Below are 19,102 nucleotides of genomic sequence, written 5' to 3' on the forward strand. Positions count from 1 at the left end.
TATTGTTAAGCAGCTAATTGATAATAATTTTGCGTATAATTCAGATAAACATCCATAGGTTTTTTGTAACCAATACCCGAATGAAATCTTTGATAATTATACTTATACAGATAATTATCAATACCTATCCTCAGTTCTTTAATATTTTTAAAATCATTAATAAATATACAGTTATATTTTATAGTCCTAAAAAATCTCTCTATTACGATATTATCAATACTTCGACCTTTTCCATTCATTGAGATTTGAATATTATTATCTTTTAGTATCTGTATATGGTCATGACTAGTATATTGACTACCCTGATCACTATTAAATATCTTTGGAGCATTATATTTATTAAGGGCATCCTTCAAGACATCAGTAACAAGAGTTGCATCCATAGAATTGGATAATTTATAACTTAATATAGCTTTGCTATGCCAGTCTATAATAGCCGCCATATACATAAAGCCATCATGAGTTCTAATGTAAGTAATGTCACCACTCCAAACCTCATTGACATTAGGTACATGTACTGTTTTTGTTGTTCTAGATTTAGTCCAATATTGATCAAGTAAATAACTGTATACTTTATGCTCATTATCCTTTACAGAAGTAGACTTTCTCTTATGAGGATAAATGGCTTCTATTCCCATCATCCTCATATATTTTAATACTCGATCTCTGCCAATTGAAAAACCATCCTCTAATAACTGATGATAAATATAACGATAACCAAATTCGGGATTATCTGTATATATTTCATCTATTCTATTTAAGATACTTAATTTATCTACACTAAGCGGTTTAACTTTATAATATGTTGTAGAGCGACTAATATCTAGCAACTCACATTGTCTTGTCTTTGGTAGTTGATCTAGCTTGGACTGGACAAGACTCTTTCTATTTGATAAGTCCAAGCTTTTTAGCTTTCCCACAGCCCAGTCCCTCTCCACCGTAGCTTTCCCAAGAGCTTTAGCTAGTTCATCATTTTGTTCTTTGAGATCACTAATTTGTTCTTGATATTCACTCAAAACTTTAGCTGGCTCAAAAGCTAGAGCTGCATTAGCAACAAACTGCTTTTTCCAATTCTGAATTGTCTTGGAGCTTATCTCATATTTTGATGCTAATTGACTTAAGGTAGCATCCTCTTTTATTAATTCTAATACTACCTTAGTCTTTTCTTCACTACTGAAAATCCTAACCTTATTTTTCTTCATCTTTCCTCCTAAGTTTTACCTATTTATTGTAACTTATTTCGGAAACTTGAGTACTATTTTTTCTGTCCAGTTTTCTCAGTCCATTATAGACGCTACAGGTATAGCAGCGTTTCACGTATCAACCTCTGCAACGAATATTAATGTATCTGTCGGAACTAGTCCTACCCAAAGATTCAATACCTTTATGACAGATGGTCTAAATGTAACCACTATTAGTAGTAATATTTTTGCAAAAACAATTGAAATTAAGCAGAATCCAACAAATCTAGCTGGTCAGACGCAACTTATTTGGACAACGCCAATTAATACAGGAGCCGGCGGAGTAGTAACATTTGGTACAATTCTATATCACAATTTAACGCTAACATAACTTCCAATATGGATTTTAACGGTACATCCGCGACTGCTATATTGGATGACGGTGTCACAGTAACCGGGGACATAGACGATATTTTAGGAGGGAATCTAGCAACTTTAAATTTTGTTGGTTGTAGTACGGTTACCAGTGATGTAGGAGCTAATCATGCGATTAATACATTGAATGCTAAAGGGAATAACCCTGTTAATTTACAGGGAAATGTTACGGTTGATCAGTTTAATTTTACTGCTGACGGGATAGCTGCAGTAGGAGGAACATTAACTGCAACAGCAGGAGTGCAGCATAATGATCTTGAGGCAACGTTAGCCTTTTCTAATCCGGTAGGTTCTTATATTTTTTCAAGTCCTATTTTACAAGCAGGCAATGGTGGTGTCATGGTAGATACTACTCTTAAGGCTACTGATGCTAGTATTGCTACGGCTAAAGCTATTCAAATAGGAGCAAATTTCTCTACAGCGGCTCTTACTTTAGCGGTCAATAATCCGAATTTAAATCTTTTAGCGGGAGGAAATCAAATTAATTTTGAAAGTGCTGGTGCTGCTTTAGTTTTAGCTTCACCTGTCGTACAAAACGTAACATTTGGCGGTAATTTAGACGGCTTCGCAGGCGGTTGGCGGTAATGTAATCTTAAACGGCACTAATGCTTTAACCGTTCAGGGAGGATCGTTCGGTGCCGTTAATAAGCTAGCTTCGGTTAGCACTATAGGAAACGTTCAGGCACAGGGAGGGATTAACCTTAGCGGTATTACGACTCTTAACGTTACGGGAAATAGTAACTTTACCGATCAAACCGCTACCTCGGCAAGTGCTACTAATATAAATATCGGCGATGGAAACGGAATCGGGACATATATTAACGCCTAATAATGCAAATTTTAATATTAGTACTGCTAATATGAAATTCAATAATGCCGGTTCAATATTAAATATTACAAGTAACGGAAACGTAACGGCTACAATAAATGGGGATTTAAATCCTGGTGCAGCGGCTAGTGGCGTGATTCAGTTAAGCTCAACCGGTGGTCTTTTAACGATAACCGGTGGAAATAATTTAGGTATTAATAACGGCAATACTTTAAATTCTATGATATTAGCCGGCAACGGTGATATCACGATTACGCCGGCAATTAATATAGCAACCCTCTTTCTACAGGTATGGCCGGTAATTTAACTCTTACCACTGTTAACGGTTCGGTTAATTTTACGAATACTACTACGCTTGCAGTGACTAATATTACCGGAAAAACGGATTTTGTAAATAATGCCGATATAATAAATCTTGCTGCAGGGGGGTAATTTAGCGGCAGTAACAAGTAGTAATGGCATTAACGGTACGGTTAATGAGTTAGGAGCAGGAATATTAGGACCTGTTACCGGCATTACGGCTTTAAATCTTAACGGAGCAGGAGTTGTTACAATAAACGGAGCATCTAGTGCAACTAATCTGACGATAAATAATGCAGGTACGGTAGCTACGGCAGCCGGCGGCTTTACAGGTAATGCTGCAGTTGGAGCCGGTCAATTGACTACGGATACTACGGGTAACGTTACTGTCGGGACAGGAACATATACCGGGGATATTACAGGTAGAGCAACTTTTACTGATGCCGGTGTCATTGCAACTGATCAGATTGGTGGACAGACTGATTTTACCGGTAAGGCAGGTACGGTTAACGTTAATGACGGCGGTACTTTAGCAGCGGTGATAAGTAGTGCAGCGGCAGCCGGCGATTTAGTATTTGACGGGGACGGTACTGTTAGTGTCGTCGTAAACAATATAAATACAATAACGATTAACGGTGTAGCCGGTCAAATAGCGGCTTTCCAACAAGATGTATCGACTGCTTCTTTAGTCTTCAGTAATGGTGGTACAGCAGATTTACAAGGTTCACTCACTACTACCGGTGATGTAGATTTCGGAGCCGGTGGCATCTTAGAATTTTCGTGAGCAAATCCTGCAGGTTATACGTTTAATAGTGTGGTTACCAATGGTGCTACCGGAACATTGAATGCCTATGCTAACTTAACTGCTACGGATATATCTATCGGTACGGTGCAAACAATTAATATCGGACAAGCCGCAGCTCCTAAGACATTTACTGTAGGTGTTAGAAAGGTCTGCTAACTCTCTTACAGCCGATGGGTAGTACTATCAATTTTGGCGATACTAATTCTACATTCGGTTTAACAACAAGTAGCAATCAACAAGTTACTTTTGCGAATAGTTTCGGCGGCTTTGCCGGCGGTGGCGATAAGGTCAATTTAAGTAGTACTAAAGGTGCTAAACTTGAGATTCAAGGTGGCGATAATACCAAAACACTAGGTACTGCTGTGAATAAATTAGCAGCTATAAATGTTACTGCAGGTAGTGAGGTCGGAGTTGTTGGTGGTGCTAATAGCTTTGACGTAAGTAATGCAGCAGCTCTTAATATTGGAAACGGAGCTATATTCGTCGACCAATCAATTACTTCGACACAAATTGCCAAAACCAATATCGGTGATAATAACGGTCCGAGAACTTACGCACTTGATGCATTAAACGGAGATTTTCAATTAAAAGCTCCGGGCGTTACATTCGTGGACTCTGCATCTGTTTTAAAGTTAATGACTACCGTAGCTAGCGGCAATAATAGTGCTATAGAGTTAACAGGCAATATAGAGCCGCTTGTTCCAAATGTCGCTATAGTTGAGATAAATGCAAAAAATGCTAATACCAAGTTAACAATAGACGGTACGGCTAATAATTATGCTATCGGAACAAAAGCAAATCCGGTGAGTAAAGTACAACTTACAGGGCAAGGAACACTAGTAATAACTGCTCTTAATACCCCAAATATAAACGTATCCGTTGCAAAAGTTGCAATAGGATCAGTCAGATCGAATGTTTTTTTCTCCGCTCCTTCCGGTCCTATTAATATCGAGCTTGGAGTCGTACAGATTAACGGCAATATGAATTTCCAAAATAATGCCGGTACCGCAATATTTGCTAGTGATACAAAAAATAATATACCGGCACTTATTACCGGTAATATAACAAGTACAGGTGGTCAACCTAACGGTACTGTAGTGTTTATGGATAACGGTACTATAGGTACGGTTGACGGTAACGGAAACTCAACAAATACAATTACAAACCTTGCAATGCTACAAGCAGGGGCTGACAACAGCACCGTCACGATTAATTCCGGCGGTAATATGTCAATTACTGAAGTTCAAGGAACGGATACGGGTACTATAGTATTTACTCAGGAAACAAATTTAACCGGTAACATTAATGAAACAGGCGGTAAAGCTGTTAATTTAACGTTAACAATAACGGTAATGACAATGGGGTTAGTGCTATCCGAGGTAACATAGGTAGTAATACAGCAGTAGATGATATTACCGTTCCAAATGGAACCTTAAGCGTTGGTGTGATGAATAGTGTACCTGATAGCGTTATTAAAGGCGGTGTAGTTTACTTGGGACCAAATGCTATACTTGACCGAGACTCAAGCAATGTTACATTTACCGGATACTTTAACTATGTTGCTCCAAATGCATTAATTACTCCCGCACCAATTGATATTACCGGAGGTGTAAGATTTGACGATTCAGACGCTGTAACGGATAATGGTACATATGGTAAAGCAAATATTCCTCTTGGTATAATACAAATAAACGGTGGAGATGTAACGCTTACAAATCAAGTATATGTTAATAACGTAAAATTTACGACTTCTAATGCTGTAACCTTAACACTTACCAATACAAGTACGGTTGGCGGGGCTACAACTACCGGCAATAAAATTCATACTCTTGCAATAACGGGAGATTTAACAACAGGTACTTCGCCGTTCGGTTCAGACTCAAACCACCTTAAACCATTCAGCTTAATAGTGGCGGTAAATTCACCATTGGTAGCCAAGATGTTTACTCTAGTGTCACAACCAAAACTAATAACGAGGGTACGGCGATATTTAATGCCGATAACGGTTTTACCGATGATTTAGGCGGTGAGAATGTAAACCTTAAACTAGTTCAGTTCAGTAGTAATAAAGGCACGGTAAAAGGAGAGGCCCATACCAAAGCTATTACTATTGATGCCGGTAAATCAGCTGTATTTACCGGTTATAACAGTAGGAGCTTAGACATTCCGTCAGCCACGGTCGGCGGTGTTAAAGTGCCAAGAGCAACCATGAAATTTAGTTACAAAACAAAAATCGTTTCAGAGGACTTCAAAGGAAGCAGTAGCAGCTCTTCAGCAGAATATACTAATGCTACGCTTGTATAAGCTCCGATTAACGGCGATAGTCATAAGTTTAATGATGACGTGTGGCTACAAAAAGCGGTAACGGGTGCTAATGTTATTACTTTTGCACCGAAAAAAACAGCTTTCACTGCGTCGAATTTAGGAGCAACTACTATAGTTGCCGATCAGGCGACAATGATGTTTACCGGTGATAATACTAAAGTAAATGTCGGCGGTAATATATCAGGTAGTAATATTACTTCTGACCTTGGTAATAATCAAGTTACTTATACAGGCTCTGCTACTCCTACCGGTGAGCTTATTATAAATGTCTTCTATGATACTATAAATGCAGGTCAGACAGGTAACGCTAATAGCGGTAATATAGTACTCGCAAGCGGTAGCACCTTCAATTTATCAAATGTTTCTTCTATTAAAGTATTTTTAACTGCTCAAAATAACCCGTCTGCTATTGGAGAAGGTAGTGCTTATCCTGTCATTAGTGCAGCAGGAGGTAGTATAATAGTCGGTAATGCCGCAAATCTACCGTTTAACGTAACGGCTAATGAAGGCGGCTTCGTCAGATGGAAAATTACAGGTAATTTCTTTGTACTTTTACCGATAGAACCAACAGGAGATAATGTTGTTGATAATATTATAGGTAAGATAATAAAAGCTCCTCTGGGTACTGATGCGGCAAAAGTTGCAAATGTTTTAGTAAATACACCGGTAGATCAAAGGGCGGCGGTAATTAAGCATTTATTACCTATAATCGAGCGCCCTTCAAATGAAATACACAGAGTAACTACTCCGCTTACTCCTATGGGTCCTTTCGTCGGTCCAAGTGTTGGTGGTGGTTTTAATCCTATACAACCGCCACCAACTAGCGGTAGTGTAGTTAACAATATATATGTTCCGCCTATCACTCCGAGCGGCTACGATGTAACACCTAGCAATTCGGCAGGATATAATACCCCGACTACTCCGGTTACAGGCACCGGTGGCTTTGGACCTAACGGACCAAGTACAGGAGGTGGTAGCCCATCAGTTGGCACTGGTGGCTTTGGTCCTAACGGTCCTGGCACAGGCGGTACTACAGGAGGTAATCTGTCAGTTGGTACAGGTGGAGGGTCGTGCCTCCGTATTGCAGTTTAGAGTAAATAGTCTATAATCCTCAAACAGTAATAAGAGAGAATTATAGTTAAGGAGTTATGGCAAAAATAGATGTTAAGTGTAGATATTGTAACAACACAGAAGAAGTAATAAAGTCAGGATATTCAATTTCAAAACAACAGAGATATCAATGCAAGCGGTGTAATCGATATTTTTAATTGGAGTATATTAATAATGCATCTAAGCCTGGAGTTAAGGAGCAAATAGTAGAAATGTCAATCAACGGCTCTGGAGTTAGAGATACAGTAAGAGTATTAAAAGTGGGTATCAATACAGTTATCCGTGTTTTAAAAAAATCTAGTATTAAAAAACAATAAATCATTCTATCAGTACAACAGAAGTAATTATTGCTCCTGAGATAGATGAACAATGGTCTTATGTACAGAATAAATCCAGACAACGATGGCTTTGGTATGCCTTGGATAAGATTTCGTTAAAAGTAGTTGCTTATACGTTTGGTACAAGATGTGATAGCACATTAGAATCATTACTGAAAAAACTAGAGAATTTCAAGGTGACTTTTTACTATACAGATGGATGGGGGAGTTATGCTAGGTTATTAGACCCTAAAAAGCATATTATCAGTAAAAAATACACTCAACGGATAGAACGAAGTAACTTGAACCTTAGAACGAGATGCAAGAGGCTTGCACGTAAGACAATCTGCTTTTCCAAGTCATTGGATATTCATGATAAGGTTATTGGTACTCTTATTGAACGTATAGCTTTTTAATAGGCATAACTGCAATATGGAGGCATGACCGGATAGATTAATTTACAGTATACTCTTTTAAGAATATCAGTCAACACATTGCTGACTAATGCCAAGTAAGCATGAAACTTAAATTAAATAATAAGTTGAATTTATGCAAGATTTATTATATTAATATTTGTAATTATTTTTCAGGAACTGCGATAGTTTTTATGGTAATTGCATGTAGTTTTTTATTTAATATTTCAGACAGGGCGTTTTTTACTGATTTATGTTGATTAATTAAAGAAAGTCCATTAAATTGAACATCTGATATTTCTAAGGCATAATGGTCTTGATCTCCTACTAAATCAGTAATTTTTATTATACTGTTTGGAAAGGATTCCTTAAGTATTTTTTCTAACTCTTCTGCAGTTATTGCCATTATTTTATCACTTTTTAGATATAAAAGCCTAAATATTAATTAAAGTTTTTTTTAGTTAAAGTAAAGCTTTATATGAATTTTTATTATAGAATTTTAAACATTCATTGATAAACTCTACTCTTATGAATATAATAATTAATATTATTATGTCATTTATTAATTATTATGAAAAAAGAAGCTGAAGAATTAAAATTATTTATCTTAGAATGTTTGAATGAGAAAAAAGCAGAAGATATCGAGGTAATTGATTTAACAGGAAAACATAAATTAGCCGATTATATTATATTTGCTAGCGGTCGTTCGACTAAAAATGTTGGAGCAATTGCTGAATATGTAGCTTTAGAATTAAAAAATAATGCCGGTATAAATAGTAATATTGAGGGGTTTGGTAAATCAGAGTGGGTACTAATAGATGCAGGTACTATTTTAATTAATATTTTTTATCCTGAAGCACGGGAACATTTTAAGCTAGAAGAAATTTGGAAAAGATGAACGATCATATTCTTATTAACGTTATAATTTTACTCGGTACTGCGGTTTTTATCGTGGCTATACTTAAGCGTCTTAGATTAAGTCCGGTACTTGGTTACTTAATTGCAGGAGCTGCAATAGGTGATCACGGTTTAAAAATCGTAACATATGACCAAACTAAGTTACTAGGTGAACTTGGTGTAGTATTTCTATTATTTGCAATAGGTCTTGAGTTATCCTTCGAGCGATTAAAAGCTATGAGACGATATGTCTTTGGTCTCGGTAGTTTGCAAGTTTTAACGACTGCTATAGTAATTGCCGGTGCAATGGTACTTATAGACGGCAATAGTAGTGCGGCTATTATTACCGGCGGTGGTCTTGCCCTTTCATCTACGGCACTTGTTATGCAGGTTATTGAGGAAAATCGTAGTCAATCAACGCAAATAGGAAGAGTTTCTTTAGCTATTCTGTTACTGCAAGATTTGGCCGTAGTTCCATTACTTGTGGTAGTGCCGCTACTTGCCGACAGTAATAAAGCTTCGCTTGCGGCGGCTCTTGGTATTGCGCTCTTAAAAGCCGTAACGGCCTTACTTACAATATTTATTGTCGGTCGTGTTTTTCTTCGTCCTGTATTTTCTTTCATTTCATCAGAAAGTAATAATGCAAGCGAGTTACCTATTTCGATGACTTTGTTAATAGTACTTTCTGCTGCTTGGGCTACCGAAACATTTGGTTTGTCTTTAGCTCTAGGAGCATTTGTTGCCGGAGTATTAGTTGCAGAAACCGAATTTAGATTGCAGGCAGAAGAAAGTATTTATCCTTTCAAAAGTTTATTTTTAGGATTATTTTTCATGACCGTCGGTATGAATATCGACGCACTAGAAATGTATGAAAAAATATCTCACATTCTTACTTTATCTATTGCTTTAATAGGTATAAAAACCTTAATCATAACGGCTTTTTGTATTTTATTCGGTTTTAATAAAGGAGTTGCTTTTTATTCAGGCTTATTATTATCGCAAGGTGGAGAGTTTGGTTTTATATTATTCAGTTTAGGTAAAGATAGTGGAGTATTAGAAGAAAGTACTGCCGATATATTATTACTCGTAGTTACTTTTACTATGGCACTTACTCCATTACTCGCAGCTTTAGGGAAAAAGATTGCCGAGAAAGTTGATAAAAGACTTGGCAAAACTCCGACTCAAATGATTGAGCTTGGAGCAAGAGATTTAACAAACCATATTATTATTGCCGGACTTGGTAATACCGGTAAAATGGTAGCAAGAGTTTTGGAAGCGGAGGGTATAAGTTACGTAATACTTGATTTAGATGATGATAGAGTCAAAGAAGAGCTCTCAAACGGTTTACCGGTTTTTAAAGGTGACGTATCGCAAGCCGATACTCTAAAGGCATTAGGTACGGAAAGAGCATTTGCTATAATACTTACTATGAATAATCAAGTAACTATCAAGAAATCGCTTAAAACAATTAGCGGTAATTATCAGGATATACCGATTATCGTTAAGTTAAAAAACTTAAAAAATGCCAGAGAGTTTTATGATTTAGGTGCCACAACTATTATTCCGGAAAGTTATGAGACTGGATTACAAATCGGTGGAACAGTCCTAAAAAATATAGGTATTAGCGAGCAGGAAATTAATAGAATAAAAGTGCAATTTAGGCTTGGTAATTATATAATAGCAAAAAAAGAGGATGCTTTATCTGAAGTGGAAGATAATGATTAAAGTTTTTATCATTTTAATTACGATAATATTATCAACAACAATTAACGCCGATAATAAAAAATTACCTATTCCAAGATTTGTTTCAATAAAATCTAATGAAGTAAATGCAAGGAGCGGACCAACCACTAAATCTGCCGTAGAATGGATTTTTGTTAAAAAAGGCGAACCGGTAGAAATAACTGCAGAGTACGAACAATGGCGACAAGTACGTGACATTAACGGCGAAGGCGGTTGGATACATTCAAGCGTTTTATCAGGTAAAAGATCAGTAGTTATTACCTCCGATAAGGAAATAGAGCTTACCAAATCCGCAGACCATAAAAGCCGAGTTATAGCAAAATTAATACCCAAGGTTCGCTGCGGTTTAAAAAAATGCAAAGGACAATTCTGCCAAATTACATGTAAAGATTATACGGGATGGATCTCAAAGAAAGCAATTTGGGGGGTATATGATGATAATGATAGGTATTAATAGACTTTTTGCCTAACCTCCTTCTAAAGGTAATTTGTACATCAAGAAGGTAACGCATCCTCATGTATTTATATACGCTGCGGTGGCAAGTGCTTCCGTGTTTTCAAGGGGATCCCTCTTTATAAGATAAGTTATGCAAGAAGTCTAATACTTATAATAAATTGTAAAAGTAGTTTACTATCTGAGGTTAATTTGCTATATATGCAAACTTACTAAAAATATAATTATTTATGTAAAGATATTTAGACGGTACAAATGATGTCGCATTTAAAAAATTATTTAGCGATAAAATAAAATTAATAAATTTATTGAACTCCCTTCTTAGGTTATCGAAAGGAGATAGAATCATAGATTTAAGCTATATAACTACTGAACAATTGCCTTTATGTCTTGAAGGGAAAAGAAGTTTATTCGATCTAAAAGTTAAAGATGAAACCGGTAGATGGTATATGATCGAAATGCAGCGTAAAATGGAGGAAGATTATCTTAATAGAACGCAGCTTTACGGTTGTTATACCTATGTTAGTCAAATTAAGAAAGGTATGAAACATAAAGATTTATTGCCGGTAGTAATAATTTCTATCATAGGAACAAAAGCTTTGCCTGATGAATTGCCGTATGTTAGCTATCATCATATAAAAGAAAGCAATACCCATAAACAATATTTGTTTTCATTAACTTATGTATTTATTGAACTAGGAAAATTTAAAAAAATGATCTTAAAGATGATGCCGATGAATGGTTACATTTATTAAAATATGCTTCGCAAGAACAAGAGTCGCCAAAAGAGATTAAAAATGAAATTGTGTTATCGGCATATGCAAGTTTAGAGCAATATAAATGGACGGACCAAGAGCATGATGATTACCTTAGAGCTGAAATGGCTATACAACATGAAATAGACAAATTTGAGGAAAAGTTTAATGCCGGTATGGAAAAGGGTATAGAAAAAGGGATAGAAAGAGGTATAGAAAAGGGAAAAATTGAAATAATAAAGAAAATGCTAACTAAAAAATACCTATAGAAGAAATACACGAGATGACAGGAATATCCATAGAAGAAATAAAAAAGCTAAAAGCAGAAATATAAAATATAGATTTAAATGAAAACCACCTTACCTGAACGTTCTCTTAAGATCCAAGCTAGGCTTAATTTTATAATGCAGCAGATTTTAGATATTGCACAGGATAAAATTACTATGATTATTTTGTATGGCTCTTTTGCTAGAGGCGACTGGGTACGTGATTTACCTAACGGTTACCATAGCAATACTGATATCTTGATAATTTTAAAAAAGGTAAATATAAAGGGCATACTGCTTTAAGGTTAGAAGATAATTATATAAAAGATTAGAAAAAACAGGAGTAATAAAACCTCAGATTATCCCGTATGATTCAGAGATATCTATAATTCTAGAGTCAATAAACGAGGTAAATAAGCAGTTGGAGATAGGGCGTTATTTTTACACGGATATTAAGAAAAGGGTCATGCCTCCATATTGCAGTTATGCCTATTAAAAAGCTATACGTTCAATAAGAGTACCAATAACCTTATCATGAATATCCAATGACTTGGAAAAGCAGATTGTCTTACGTGCAAGCCTCTTGCATCTCGTTCTAAGGTTCAAGTTACTTCGTTCTATCCGTTGAGTGTATTTTTTACTGATAATATGCTTTTTAGGGTCTAATAACCTAGCATAACTCCCCCATCCATCTGTATAGTAAAAAGTCACCTTGAAATTCTCTAGTTTTTTCAGTAATGATTCTAATGTGCTATCACATCTTGTACCAAACGTATAAGCAACTACTTTTAACGAAATCTTATCCAAGGCATACCAAAGCCATCGTTGTCTGGATTTATTCTGTACATAAGACCATTGTTCATCTATCTCAGGAGCAATAATTACTTCTGTTGTACTGATAGAATGATTTATTGTTTTTTAATACTAGATTTTTTTAAAACACGGATAACTGTATTGATACCCACTTTTAATACTCTTACTGTATCTCTAACTCCAGAGCCGTTGATTGACATTTCTACTATTTGCTCCTTAACTCCAGGCTTAGATGCATTATTAATATACTCCAATTAAAAATATCGATTACACCGCTTGCATTGATATCTCTGTTGTTTTGAAATTGAATATCCTGACTTTATTACTTCTTCTGTGTTGTTACAATATCTACACTTAACATCTATTTTTGCCATAACTCCTTAACTATAATTCTCTCTTATTACTGTTTGAGGATTATAGACTATTTACTCTAAACTGCAATACGGAGGCACGACCAAGAAAAGAAGGTATTCTTTTATATGATAGCGGGGAATTTACGCTTAGTGAAGCTAAAGATTTACCTTGGAGCGAGATGAAAGAAATCGCTAAAGATTATTATGAAGAATGGTTTGATAAAGGTAAAAGTTTTTTAGATTGTAAAAATCCACTAGAAAAAGGATATTTAAATAAAGGTGCTTTTGAATTACATCAAGCTACCGAAAGTTTTTACAGTACTATTTTATTAGTTTTCTCAAATTACAAACCTAAATTACATAATTTGCAAAAATTAGGTAGTATGGTAGGAAATTATGTCAGTGAATTATGGGAAGTATTCCCTAAAGCAACTGCTGAACAAAAAGAGTGCTTTGAGCTTCATGAAAAAGCTTATGTTGATGCAAGATATGATAAAAACAATAAAATTACAAAAGAACAGCTGCTTTATCTTATTGAGAGAATAGAAAAACTTAAAGAAATCACCGAAAGAATCTGTACAGCAAGGATTAATCAGTAAATTATGGGCATTGTTGCATGGATACCCAAACCGTCATTGCGAGGAGCGAAGCGACGTGGCAATCCAGAAAAACAATTAAAAAAAATTCTGTAAATCAGAATTTTTTACTAGACTGCTTCACCAAAATTTTCAATTTTTCCTCGCAATGACGTTAATTTATTAACTATCCGCCTTTAGTTAGCAATACCCGCTTTCGGTTTATTTAAAATTTGATAAAATTATCTAAATATAGTATAGTGTAGAACTTTTTATAATATTAAAAATTTTATGAGTAAAAAGCTTTATATTAAGACCTACGGCTGTCAGATGAATGTTTATGACTCCGTTAAGATGCAGGATTTGCTTTATCCTTTTGGTTATGAACCTACGGAAAATATTGAAGAAGCTGATGTTATTATCCTAAATACCTGTCATATCAGAGAGAAAGCAGCCGAGAAAACTTATTCAGAACTCGGTCGTATTAAGAAACTACAAGATACAAGAAAAAGACAAGGCTTAAACTCTGCAATAATAGTTGTGGCTGGCTGTGTTGCACAAGCGGAAGGGGAAGAGATTTTCTCAAGAACTCCTTATGTCGATATTGTTGTCGGTCCGCAATCTTATTATAACCTACCGGAATTAATCTCAAAAGTCGTTAGACACGAAAAACATTTAATCGATCTTGATTTTGTTGAAGAAGCGAAATTTGATAATTTACCGGAACAATTATATCCGCAAGGTGCTAGTAGCTTTATATCGGTGCAAGAAGGATGCGATAAATTTTGTACTTTCTGTGTGGTGCCTTATACAAGAGGAGCTGAATTTTCAAGGAACGTAGAGCAGGTCTATAGAGAAGCGTTAAAAGTAGTTAGCAGCGGTGTTAAAGAAATTACACTACTTGGGCAAAATGTTAATGCTTATCACGGTAAAGGACCTGATGATAAGATATTTACTCTAGCCGATTTACTGGGACATCTAGCACAAATCCCAAATTTAGAGAGATTGCGTTATATGACGTCGCACCCGATAGATATTGCTGATGATCTAATAAAACTGCACGGCACTGAACCTAAATTAATGCCGTTTTTACATCTTCCGGTGCAATCAGGTTCAAATAAAATATTAAAAGCCATGAACCGTAAGCATGATCGGGATTATTATTTTGATATAATTAATCGCTTAAGAGAGGCAAGACCCGATATAGTTTTATCTTCTGATTTTATTGTCGGTTTTCCCGGTGAAACTGATGAAGATTTTGAGGATACTTTAGATTTGGTCCGCCGAGTAAAATACGGCCAGTGTTATTCGTTCAAATATAGCCCTCGCCCGGGCACGCCTGGAGCAACTAGAACAGATCAAATACCAGAGTATATAAAATCAGAGAGATTAACTATATTGCAACAAGAACTCACTAGTCAGCAACTAGCTTTCAATGAAAGCTGTATTGGTAGTATTATGAAAGTTTTATTCGACCGCAACGGTAAATTCGATGATCAGATAACAGGCAAAACTCCATACATGCAGTCCGTATATATCCAGAACCCTAATAAATCTTTACTTGGTAAAATCATTGATGTAAAAATTACTAAGGCCGCAAGTAATAGCTTAAGCGGTGAGGTAATTTGATTATGTAATTTACGTATACTCCGAAGTAAAATGAAAAGTTGATAGACGAAGTTCAGCTTGGAAAAGAGCAAGGAGTCTGTAAGCCGAGGAGCGGAGCGTATACTAAATACGTGAGCATCCGAGGTCTTACAAAGACGACATAGCCAATTTTTCAAATTCAGCGAGTATATTACAAAAATAACAGTTGTAAATAATAGCATACTTATGTTATAACTTACAACATGATAAATAGACATATAACATCATTTGTAAAGCAGTCGTTAAAAGATTTTTCTGCAGTTCTTATTATTGGAGCTAGGCAAGTTGGTAAGTCTACAGTAGTAAAGCAATTATATGACGAAGGAATTTTTAAGTCATATATTACTTTAGACGATATCTCGCAATTAGAAGCAGCCACTGCCGATCCTCATGGGTTTATAAAAAATGCAATTTCTCCTCTTGCTATTGACGGGATTCAAAGAGCCCCGGATCTTTTAAAAGCTATAAAAAAGTCAACTGATGAAGATAAGAGGCCGGGACGTTTCCTCTTAACCGGATCGGCTAATATTTTTTCTTACCCGGGAGTATATGAAAGTTTAGCAGGACGTGTAGACGTAATACATCTTGAAGGGTTAAGTTTAGGAGAAATTTTAAATCAAAATAAACCTTCTTCTTTTATATTAGATATTTTTTCAGGGGTAACTATTCCTGAATTAAAAAACAAATGGACTAAAGAGTTAGAATATAAACCAACAATAACTAACCAATCTTTAAATGAATATATTTTCTATGGCGGATTTCCGGAAGTTATATTAAAAAAGCAAGAAAGATTTCGTGAACGTTGGTTTTCGTCTTATCAATCAGCCTATATTGAGCGAGATGTACGAAATATAAATAAATTTTTAGACGTTGTTTCCTTTGCTAAACTTTTTCGCTTGGTTGGCTTACAAAGCGGTAATTTATTAAATCAAAAGAATTTAAGTATTGAAATAGGGCTAGATCAAAGAACAATATCAAGATATTTAGAGATTTTAGAAACAACTTTTCAAGTGAATCAATTAGCGCCTTGGTTTAGTAATACACGTAAAAGATTAGTAAAAACTTCTAAAATTTATATGAATGATTCAGGTTATGCATCGTATTTAAACGGCATAACAACTCCTAACTTATTGTTAAATAGTCCTTATTACGGAACAATATTTGAAACATGGTTATGGGCGGAACTTAGGAAAATATTAACCCTAACTACGGGTATAGAGCAAGCATTTTATCGTACGCATCTAGGAAAAGAAGTTGATTTTCTTTTATATAAAGGCGATGTATTTTGTGGCATAGAGTGTAAGGCCACAGAAACTATTCAAAGCTGGCATTTTATGGGTCTTAAAGATTTATCAGAAGCATTAGCCCCACGAATTATGCATGGCATTATACTTTATAACGGTAATGAAATAATAAGTTTTTCCGATAAATTTCTTGCACTGCCTTTAAAGTGTATAATTTAAAATATTATCTATTAAATGTATAAATCTCTATTTTTTTGTTTAAAAATTTTTGCCGTACTTATTTTAGTAGGTTGCGGTATTACTGCTTATATAATATATCACTATTCACGTGATTTACCTGATTACTCGCAGCTTGCACGTTATTATCCTCCGTCGGTAACACGTATCTATTCTCATGACGGTAAATTAATGGAGGAGTACGCTTTTGAACGTCGTGTATTTGTACCGATTAATAGCATACCTAGTTCATTAATAGAAAGTTTTATTGCAGCCGAGGATAAGAATTTTTATAACCATCCGGGCGTTGATTTACTTGGAATAGCTAGAGCGGCATTTTTAAATATATCTAATTATTTACATCATAGGCGTATGGAAGGAGCGTCTACAATTACTCAGCAAGTGGTTAAAAATTTTCTGCTAACTAACGAAGTTTCTCTTGAACGTAAGATTAAAGAAGCGATTCTTTCTTATATGATTTCAAGAGTATTTACTAAGGATCAAATCTTAGAATTATATCTTAATCAAACATTCTTTGGTCGTGGTGCTTACGGTGTTGCGGCGGCTGCACAAAATTATTTTAATAAATCCGTAGAGGAACTTACCATTGCAGAATCAGCTTTTATTGCGGCACTTCCTAAAGCCCCTTCCGAACTTAATCCAGAGAGAAACTACGCTAGAGTAAAAGCTCGTCGTGATTATGTAATAGCACGTATGTTTGAAGATGGTTATATAACAAAAGATGCTGCGAAAGAAGCTATGAATAGTCCGATAGTTTTACGTAAACGAGCTAAAGAAGAAACTGTTACGGCAGATTATTATGCTGCACAGGTTAGAGAAGAAGTAATTAGAATGTTAAATAGTAAGGAAGAATTTTATACCGGAGGTCTTACTATTATCACTTCTTTGGATGCAGAGATGCAGCAATCAGCCGAAAATTCTCTAAGGAAAGGTCTAAGGGAATTTGATAGAAGACGTGGTTTTAGAAAGCCTATAGCTAATATTCCGCTTGATAATTGGCAAGAGGAGATAAAAAAACTACCGGCTCCCCCATCGCTTTTAGAGTATAAATTAGCTGTAGTTCTGGATGTGGCCGGTAATCATGCAGAGATTGGACTTATAGACGACAGTAAATCTAAGATTCCTATTGCTGAAATGAAATGGGCAAGAAGTAATCTTAAATCAGTGAAGACTTTGCTTAAAAAAGGCGATGTGATAGTGGTTGAACCTATAAAAGACGGCTATGCTCTTCGTCAAATTCCTGAAGTAAACGGAGCTATTATGGTTATGAACCCGAATACCGGACAGGTACTTGCAAGTGTTGGGGGATATGATTTTTCTACAAGTAAATTTGATAGAGTAACTCAAGCACTTCGTCAACCGGGTTCTTTGAGTAAAACCTTTGTTTATTTAGCAGCTCTTGAAAACGGTATTAAGCCGAATCAGATTTTTAACGATGGACCTATTGAGATTTCGCAAGGTCAGGGGATGCCTAGCTGGCGTCCTAAAAATTATGAGGGTAAGTTTTTAGGCGAAATCACTATGCGTACCGGTCTTGAAAAATCTCGTAATCTTATAACTGTAAGAGTTGCAACTGCCGTAGGACTTACAAAAATCGTTGATATAATTAAGCGATTCGGTATTAATAATGAACCAAAAAAAGTTTACTCTATGGTACTTGGTTCAATTGAAACCACACTTAGCAGAATGACTAATGCTTATGCAATTATTGCTAACGGCGGTAAAAAAGTTGAACCTCATTTTGTAGAATTAATTAAAGACCGTAACGGTAAAATTATTTATAGGCGAGATAATAGAGAATGTCTTTCTTGTAATGTTTCGGATAGCAATTTAGATACCGCAATATTAGAAATACCGAAAGAAGATATTTATAGAGTTACGGATGAAGCTAGCGATTATCAAATTACTTCGTTCTTAACCGGAGCAATAGATAGAGGAACAGGTTATGCTGCAAAGAAGTTAGGGAAAATTATCGGTGGAAAAACCGGTACTAGTAACGATAGTAAAGATACATGGTTTGTAGGCTTAACGCCAAAAATAGTAGTCGGCAGTTATGTGGGTTATGATACACCGAAAGAGCTTGGAAAAAGAGCAACAGGTTCAAACGTAGTATTGCCGATTTTTATTGATTTTATGAGTAATGCTTATAAGGATGAGCCATCACTGCCTTTTAAAGTTCCAGATTCAATTAAGCTAATCGCCGTAGATAGAGCAACCGGTAAAATTACGCCAAGTGGCACTGTTATAGAAGCATTTAAAGTCAATAACATTCAGATGCTTGAGAACGAAGATATGATCGATAATCGTGATAATAACGATATTTTTGATTATGTGCCGAGCAAAGAGGACCAATCGCAGGAGATTTATTAAATGTAGTTTAAGCCGATGTCATTCCCGCGTAGG

At 35.6% G+C, this 19,102-nt stretch carries 18 protein-coding genes and 5 pseudogenes; 20 read left to right on the forward strand and 3 right to left on the reverse strand.

Annotation, left to right across the window (positions count from 1 at the left end; genetic code table 11):
* Positions 1 to 5 precede the first annotated feature (5 nt).
* Positions 6 to 1,202 carry an IS3 family transposase gene (locus AC0ODJ_RS02080; protein WP_474464651.1) on the reverse strand — a complete coding sequence of 399 codons (1,197 nt, stop codon included), beginning with the start codon at positions 1,200 to 1,202 and terminating at the stop codon, positions 6 to 8.
* 184 nt (positions 1,203 to 1,386) lie between these two features.
* Here AC0ODJ_RS02080 and AC0ODJ_RS02085 point away from each other — a divergent pair, with 184 nt between their 5' ends.
* The 9 genes and pseudogenes from AC0ODJ_RS02085 (at position 1,387) to AC0ODJ_RS02125 (ending at position 7,718) form a co-directional block, all read left to right on the forward strand.
* A complete protein-coding gene (locus AC0ODJ_RS02085; RefSeq protein WP_218460214.1) occupies positions 1,387 to 1,572 on the forward strand; it encodes a hypothetical protein in 186 nt (61 codons plus the stop codon).
* 8 nt (positions 1,573 to 1,580) lie between these two features.
* A complete protein-coding gene (locus AC0ODJ_RS02090; RefSeq protein ID WP_474464839.1) occupies positions 1,581 to 2,201 on the forward strand; it encodes a hypothetical protein in 621 nt (206 codons plus the stop codon).
* A gap of 209 nt (positions 2,202 to 2,410) precedes the next feature.
* A complete protein-coding gene (locus AC0ODJ_RS02095) occupies positions 2,411 to 2,752 on the forward strand; it encodes a hypothetical protein (RefSeq protein ID WP_474464840.1) in 342 nt (113 codons plus the stop codon).
* Positions 2,737 to 2,877, forward strand: coding sequence for a hypothetical protein (locus AC0ODJ_RS02100; protein ID WP_474464842.1), 141 nt, complete (start codon positions 2,737 to 2,739; stop codon positions 2,875 to 2,877). The genes AC0ODJ_RS02095 and AC0ODJ_RS02100 overlap by 16 nt, the downstream gene beginning before the upstream one ends.
* Positions 2,861 to 3,529 (forward strand): hypothetical protein, encoded by a 669-nt coding sequence (locus AC0ODJ_RS02105; protein ID WP_218460217.1) that lies wholly within the window; start codon positions 2,861 to 2,863, stop codon positions 3,527 to 3,529. The genes AC0ODJ_RS02100 and AC0ODJ_RS02105 overlap by 17 nt, the downstream gene beginning before the upstream one ends.
* 191 nt (positions 3,530 to 3,720) lie before the next feature.
* A complete protein-coding gene (locus AC0ODJ_RS02110; protein WP_474464843.1) occupies positions 3,721 to 4,938 on the forward strand; it encodes a hypothetical protein in 1,218 nt (405 codons plus the stop codon).
* A gap of 59 nt (positions 4,939 to 4,997) precedes the next feature.
* Positions 4,998 to 5,573, forward strand: coding sequence for a hypothetical protein (locus AC0ODJ_RS02115; protein ID WP_256621197.1), 576 nt, complete (start codon positions 4,998 to 5,000; stop codon positions 5,571 to 5,573).
* 320 nt (positions 5,574 to 5,893) lie between these two features.
* Positions 5,894 to 6,967 carry a hypothetical protein gene (locus AC0ODJ_RS02120; protein WP_474464846.1) on the forward strand — a complete coding sequence of 358 codons (1,074 nt, stop codon included), beginning with the start codon at positions 5,894 to 5,896 and terminating at the stop codon, positions 6,965 to 6,967.
* Between the two features lie 56 nt (positions 6,968 to 7,023).
* Positions 7,024 to 7,718: pseudogene (locus AC0ODJ_RS02125) on the forward strand (IS1 family transposase).
* Positions 7,719 to 7,881: 163 nt separating this feature from the next.
* Here AC0ODJ_RS02125 and AC0ODJ_RS02130 read toward each other — a convergent pair.
* Positions 7,882 to 8,121 carry a BolA/IbaG family iron-sulfur metabolism protein gene (locus tag AC0ODJ_RS02130; RefSeq protein WP_474464849.1) on the reverse strand — a complete coding sequence of 80 codons (240 nt, stop codon included), beginning with the start codon at positions 8,119 to 8,121 and terminating at the stop codon, positions 7,882 to 7,884.
* A gap of 165 nt (positions 8,122 to 8,286) precedes the next feature.
* Between AC0ODJ_RS02130 and rsfS the strand changes: the two genes are divergently transcribed.
* From rsfS to AC0ODJ_RS02160, 6 genes and pseudogenes are all read left to right on the forward strand, one after another.
* Positions 8,287 to 8,613: a ribosome silencing factor gene (gene rsfS / locus AC0ODJ_RS02135; RefSeq protein ID WP_218460798.1), complete on the forward strand. Its 327-nt coding sequence runs from the start codon at positions 8,287 to 8,289 to the stop codon at positions 8,611 to 8,613.
* Positions 8,610 to 10,337, forward strand: coding sequence for a cation:proton antiporter domain-containing protein (locus AC0ODJ_RS02140; protein WP_218460797.1), 1,728 nt, complete (start codon positions 8,610 to 8,612; stop codon positions 10,335 to 10,337). The genes rsfS and AC0ODJ_RS02140 overlap by 4 nt, the downstream gene beginning before the upstream one ends.
* Positions 10,330 to 10,809 carry an SH3 domain-containing protein gene (locus AC0ODJ_RS02145; protein WP_218460796.1) on the forward strand — a complete coding sequence of 160 codons (480 nt, stop codon included), beginning with the start codon at positions 10,330 to 10,332 and terminating at the stop codon, positions 10,807 to 10,809. Before AC0ODJ_RS02140 ends, AC0ODJ_RS02145 begins: the two co-directional genes overlap by 8 nt.
* 308 nt (positions 10,810 to 11,117) lie before the next feature.
* The gene (locus tag AC0ODJ_RS02150) at positions 11,118 to 11,564 is read left to right on the forward strand and encodes an Rpn family recombination-promoting nuclease/putative transposase (protein WP_256621466.1); all 447 of its coding nucleotides are present in this window, start codon (positions 11,118 to 11,120) and stop codon (positions 11,562 to 11,564) included.
* Positions 11,552 to 11,698 (forward strand): annotated as a pseudogene (locus tag AC0ODJ_RS02155) (Rpn family recombination-promoting nuclease/putative transposase); the annotation flags it as partial. The gene AC0ODJ_RS02150 and the pseudogene AC0ODJ_RS02155, both read left to right, overlap by 13 nt.
* A 213-nt stretch (positions 11,699 to 11,911) precedes the next feature.
* Positions 11,912 to 12,290 (forward strand): annotated as a pseudogene (locus tag AC0ODJ_RS02160) (nucleotidyltransferase); the annotation flags it as partial.
* Between the two features lie 32 nt (positions 12,291 to 12,322).
* Here the strand turns inward: AC0ODJ_RS02160 and AC0ODJ_RS02165 are convergent.
* Positions 12,323 to 13,017, reverse strand: a pseudogene (locus AC0ODJ_RS02165) (IS1 family transposase).
* 158 nt (positions 13,018 to 13,175) lie between these two features.
* Between AC0ODJ_RS02165 and AC0ODJ_RS02170 the strand changes: the two are divergent.
* From AC0ODJ_RS02170 to AC0ODJ_RS02190, 5 genes and pseudogenes are all read left to right on the forward strand, one after another.
* Positions 13,176 to 13,595: a HEPN domain-containing protein gene (locus tag AC0ODJ_RS02170; protein ID WP_218460570.1), complete on the forward strand. Its 420-nt coding sequence runs from the start codon at positions 13,176 to 13,178 to the stop codon at positions 13,593 to 13,595.
* A gap of 267 nt (positions 13,596 to 13,862) precedes the next feature.
* Complete coding sequence (miaB, locus tag AC0ODJ_RS02175) at positions 13,863 to 15,200, forward strand: tRNA (N6-isopentenyl adenosine(37)-C2)-methylthiotransferase MiaB (RefSeq protein ID WP_474464856.1); 1,338 nt, start codon at positions 13,863 to 13,865, stop codon at positions 15,198 to 15,200.
* 57 nt (positions 15,201 to 15,257) lie between these two features.
* A pseudogene (locus AC0ODJ_RS02180) lies at positions 15,258 to 15,381 on the forward strand (palindromic element RPE5 domain-containing protein).
* Positions 15,382 to 15,421: 40 nt separating this feature from the next.
* The gene (locus AC0ODJ_RS02185) at positions 15,422 to 16,681 is read left to right on the forward strand and encodes an ATP-binding protein (RefSeq protein WP_218460567.1); all 1,260 of its coding nucleotides are present in this window, start codon (positions 15,422 to 15,424) and stop codon (positions 16,679 to 16,681) included.
* A 15-nt stretch (positions 16,682 to 16,696) separates the two neighbouring features.
* Positions 16,697 to 19,069 (forward strand): penicillin-binding protein 1A, encoded by a 2,373-nt coding sequence (locus tag AC0ODJ_RS02190; RefSeq protein WP_218460566.1) that lies wholly within the window; start codon positions 16,697 to 16,699, stop codon positions 19,067 to 19,069.
* Positions 19,070 to 19,102 lie beyond the last annotated feature (33 nt).

The sequence above is a fragment of the Rickettsia senegalensis genome (genome assembly GCF_056135685.1).

Bases quoted from the DNA above. Each gene is read 5' to 3' on its own strand.
- AC0ODJ_RS02080 (WP_474464651.1), bottom strand. From the start codon at position 1,202: ATGAAGAAAAATAAGGTTAGGATTTTCAGTAGTGAAGAAAAGACTAAG.
- AC0ODJ_RS02085 (WP_218460214.1), top strand. From the start codon at position 1,387: ATGACAGATGGTCTAAATGTAACCACTATTAGTAGTAATATTTTTGCA.
- AC0ODJ_RS02090 (WP_474464839.1), top strand. From the start codon at position 1,581: ATGGATTTTAACGGTACATCCGCGACTGCTATATTGGATGACGGTGTC.
- AC0ODJ_RS02095 (WP_474464840.1), top strand. From the start codon at position 2,411: ATGGAAACGGAATCGGGACATATATTAACGCCTAATAATGCAAATTTT.
- AC0ODJ_RS02100 (WP_474464842.1), top strand. From the start codon at position 2,737: ATGGCCGGTAATTTAACTCTTACCACTGTTAACGGTTCGGTTAATTTT.
- AC0ODJ_RS02110 (WP_474464843.1), top strand. From the start codon at position 3,721: ATGGGTAGTACTATCAATTTTGGCGATACTAATTCTACATTCGGTTTA.
- AC0ODJ_RS02115 (WP_256621197.1), top strand. From the start codon at position 4,998: ATGAATAGTGTACCTGATAGCGTTATTAAAGGCGGTGTAGTTTACTTG.
- AC0ODJ_RS02130 (WP_474464849.1), bottom strand. From the start codon at position 8,121: ATGGCAATAACTGCAGAAGAGTTAGAAAAAATACTTAAGGAATCCTTT.
- rsfS (WP_218460798.1), top strand. From the start codon at position 8,287: ATGAAAAAAGAAGCTGAAGAATTAAAATTATTTATCTTAGAATGTTTG.
- AC0ODJ_RS02140 (WP_218460797.1), top strand. From the start codon at position 8,610: ATGAACGATCATATTCTTATTAACGTTATAATTTTACTCGGTACTGCG.
- AC0ODJ_RS02145 (WP_218460796.1), top strand. From the start codon at position 10,330: ATGATTAAAGTTTTTATCATTTTAATTACGATAATATTATCAACAACA.
- AC0ODJ_RS02170 (WP_218460570.1), top strand. From the start codon at position 13,176: ATGAAAGAAATCGCTAAAGATTATTATGAAGAATGGTTTGATAAAGGT.
- miaB (WP_474464856.1), top strand. From the start codon at position 13,863: ATGAGTAAAAAGCTTTATATTAAGACCTACGGCTGTCAGATGAATGTT.
- AC0ODJ_RS02185 (WP_218460567.1), top strand. From the start codon at position 15,422: ATGATAAATAGACATATAACATCATTTGTAAAGCAGTCGTTAAAAGAT.
- AC0ODJ_RS02190 (WP_218460566.1), top strand. From the start codon at position 16,697: ATGTATAAATCTCTATTTTTTTGTTTAAAAATTTTTGCCGTACTTATT.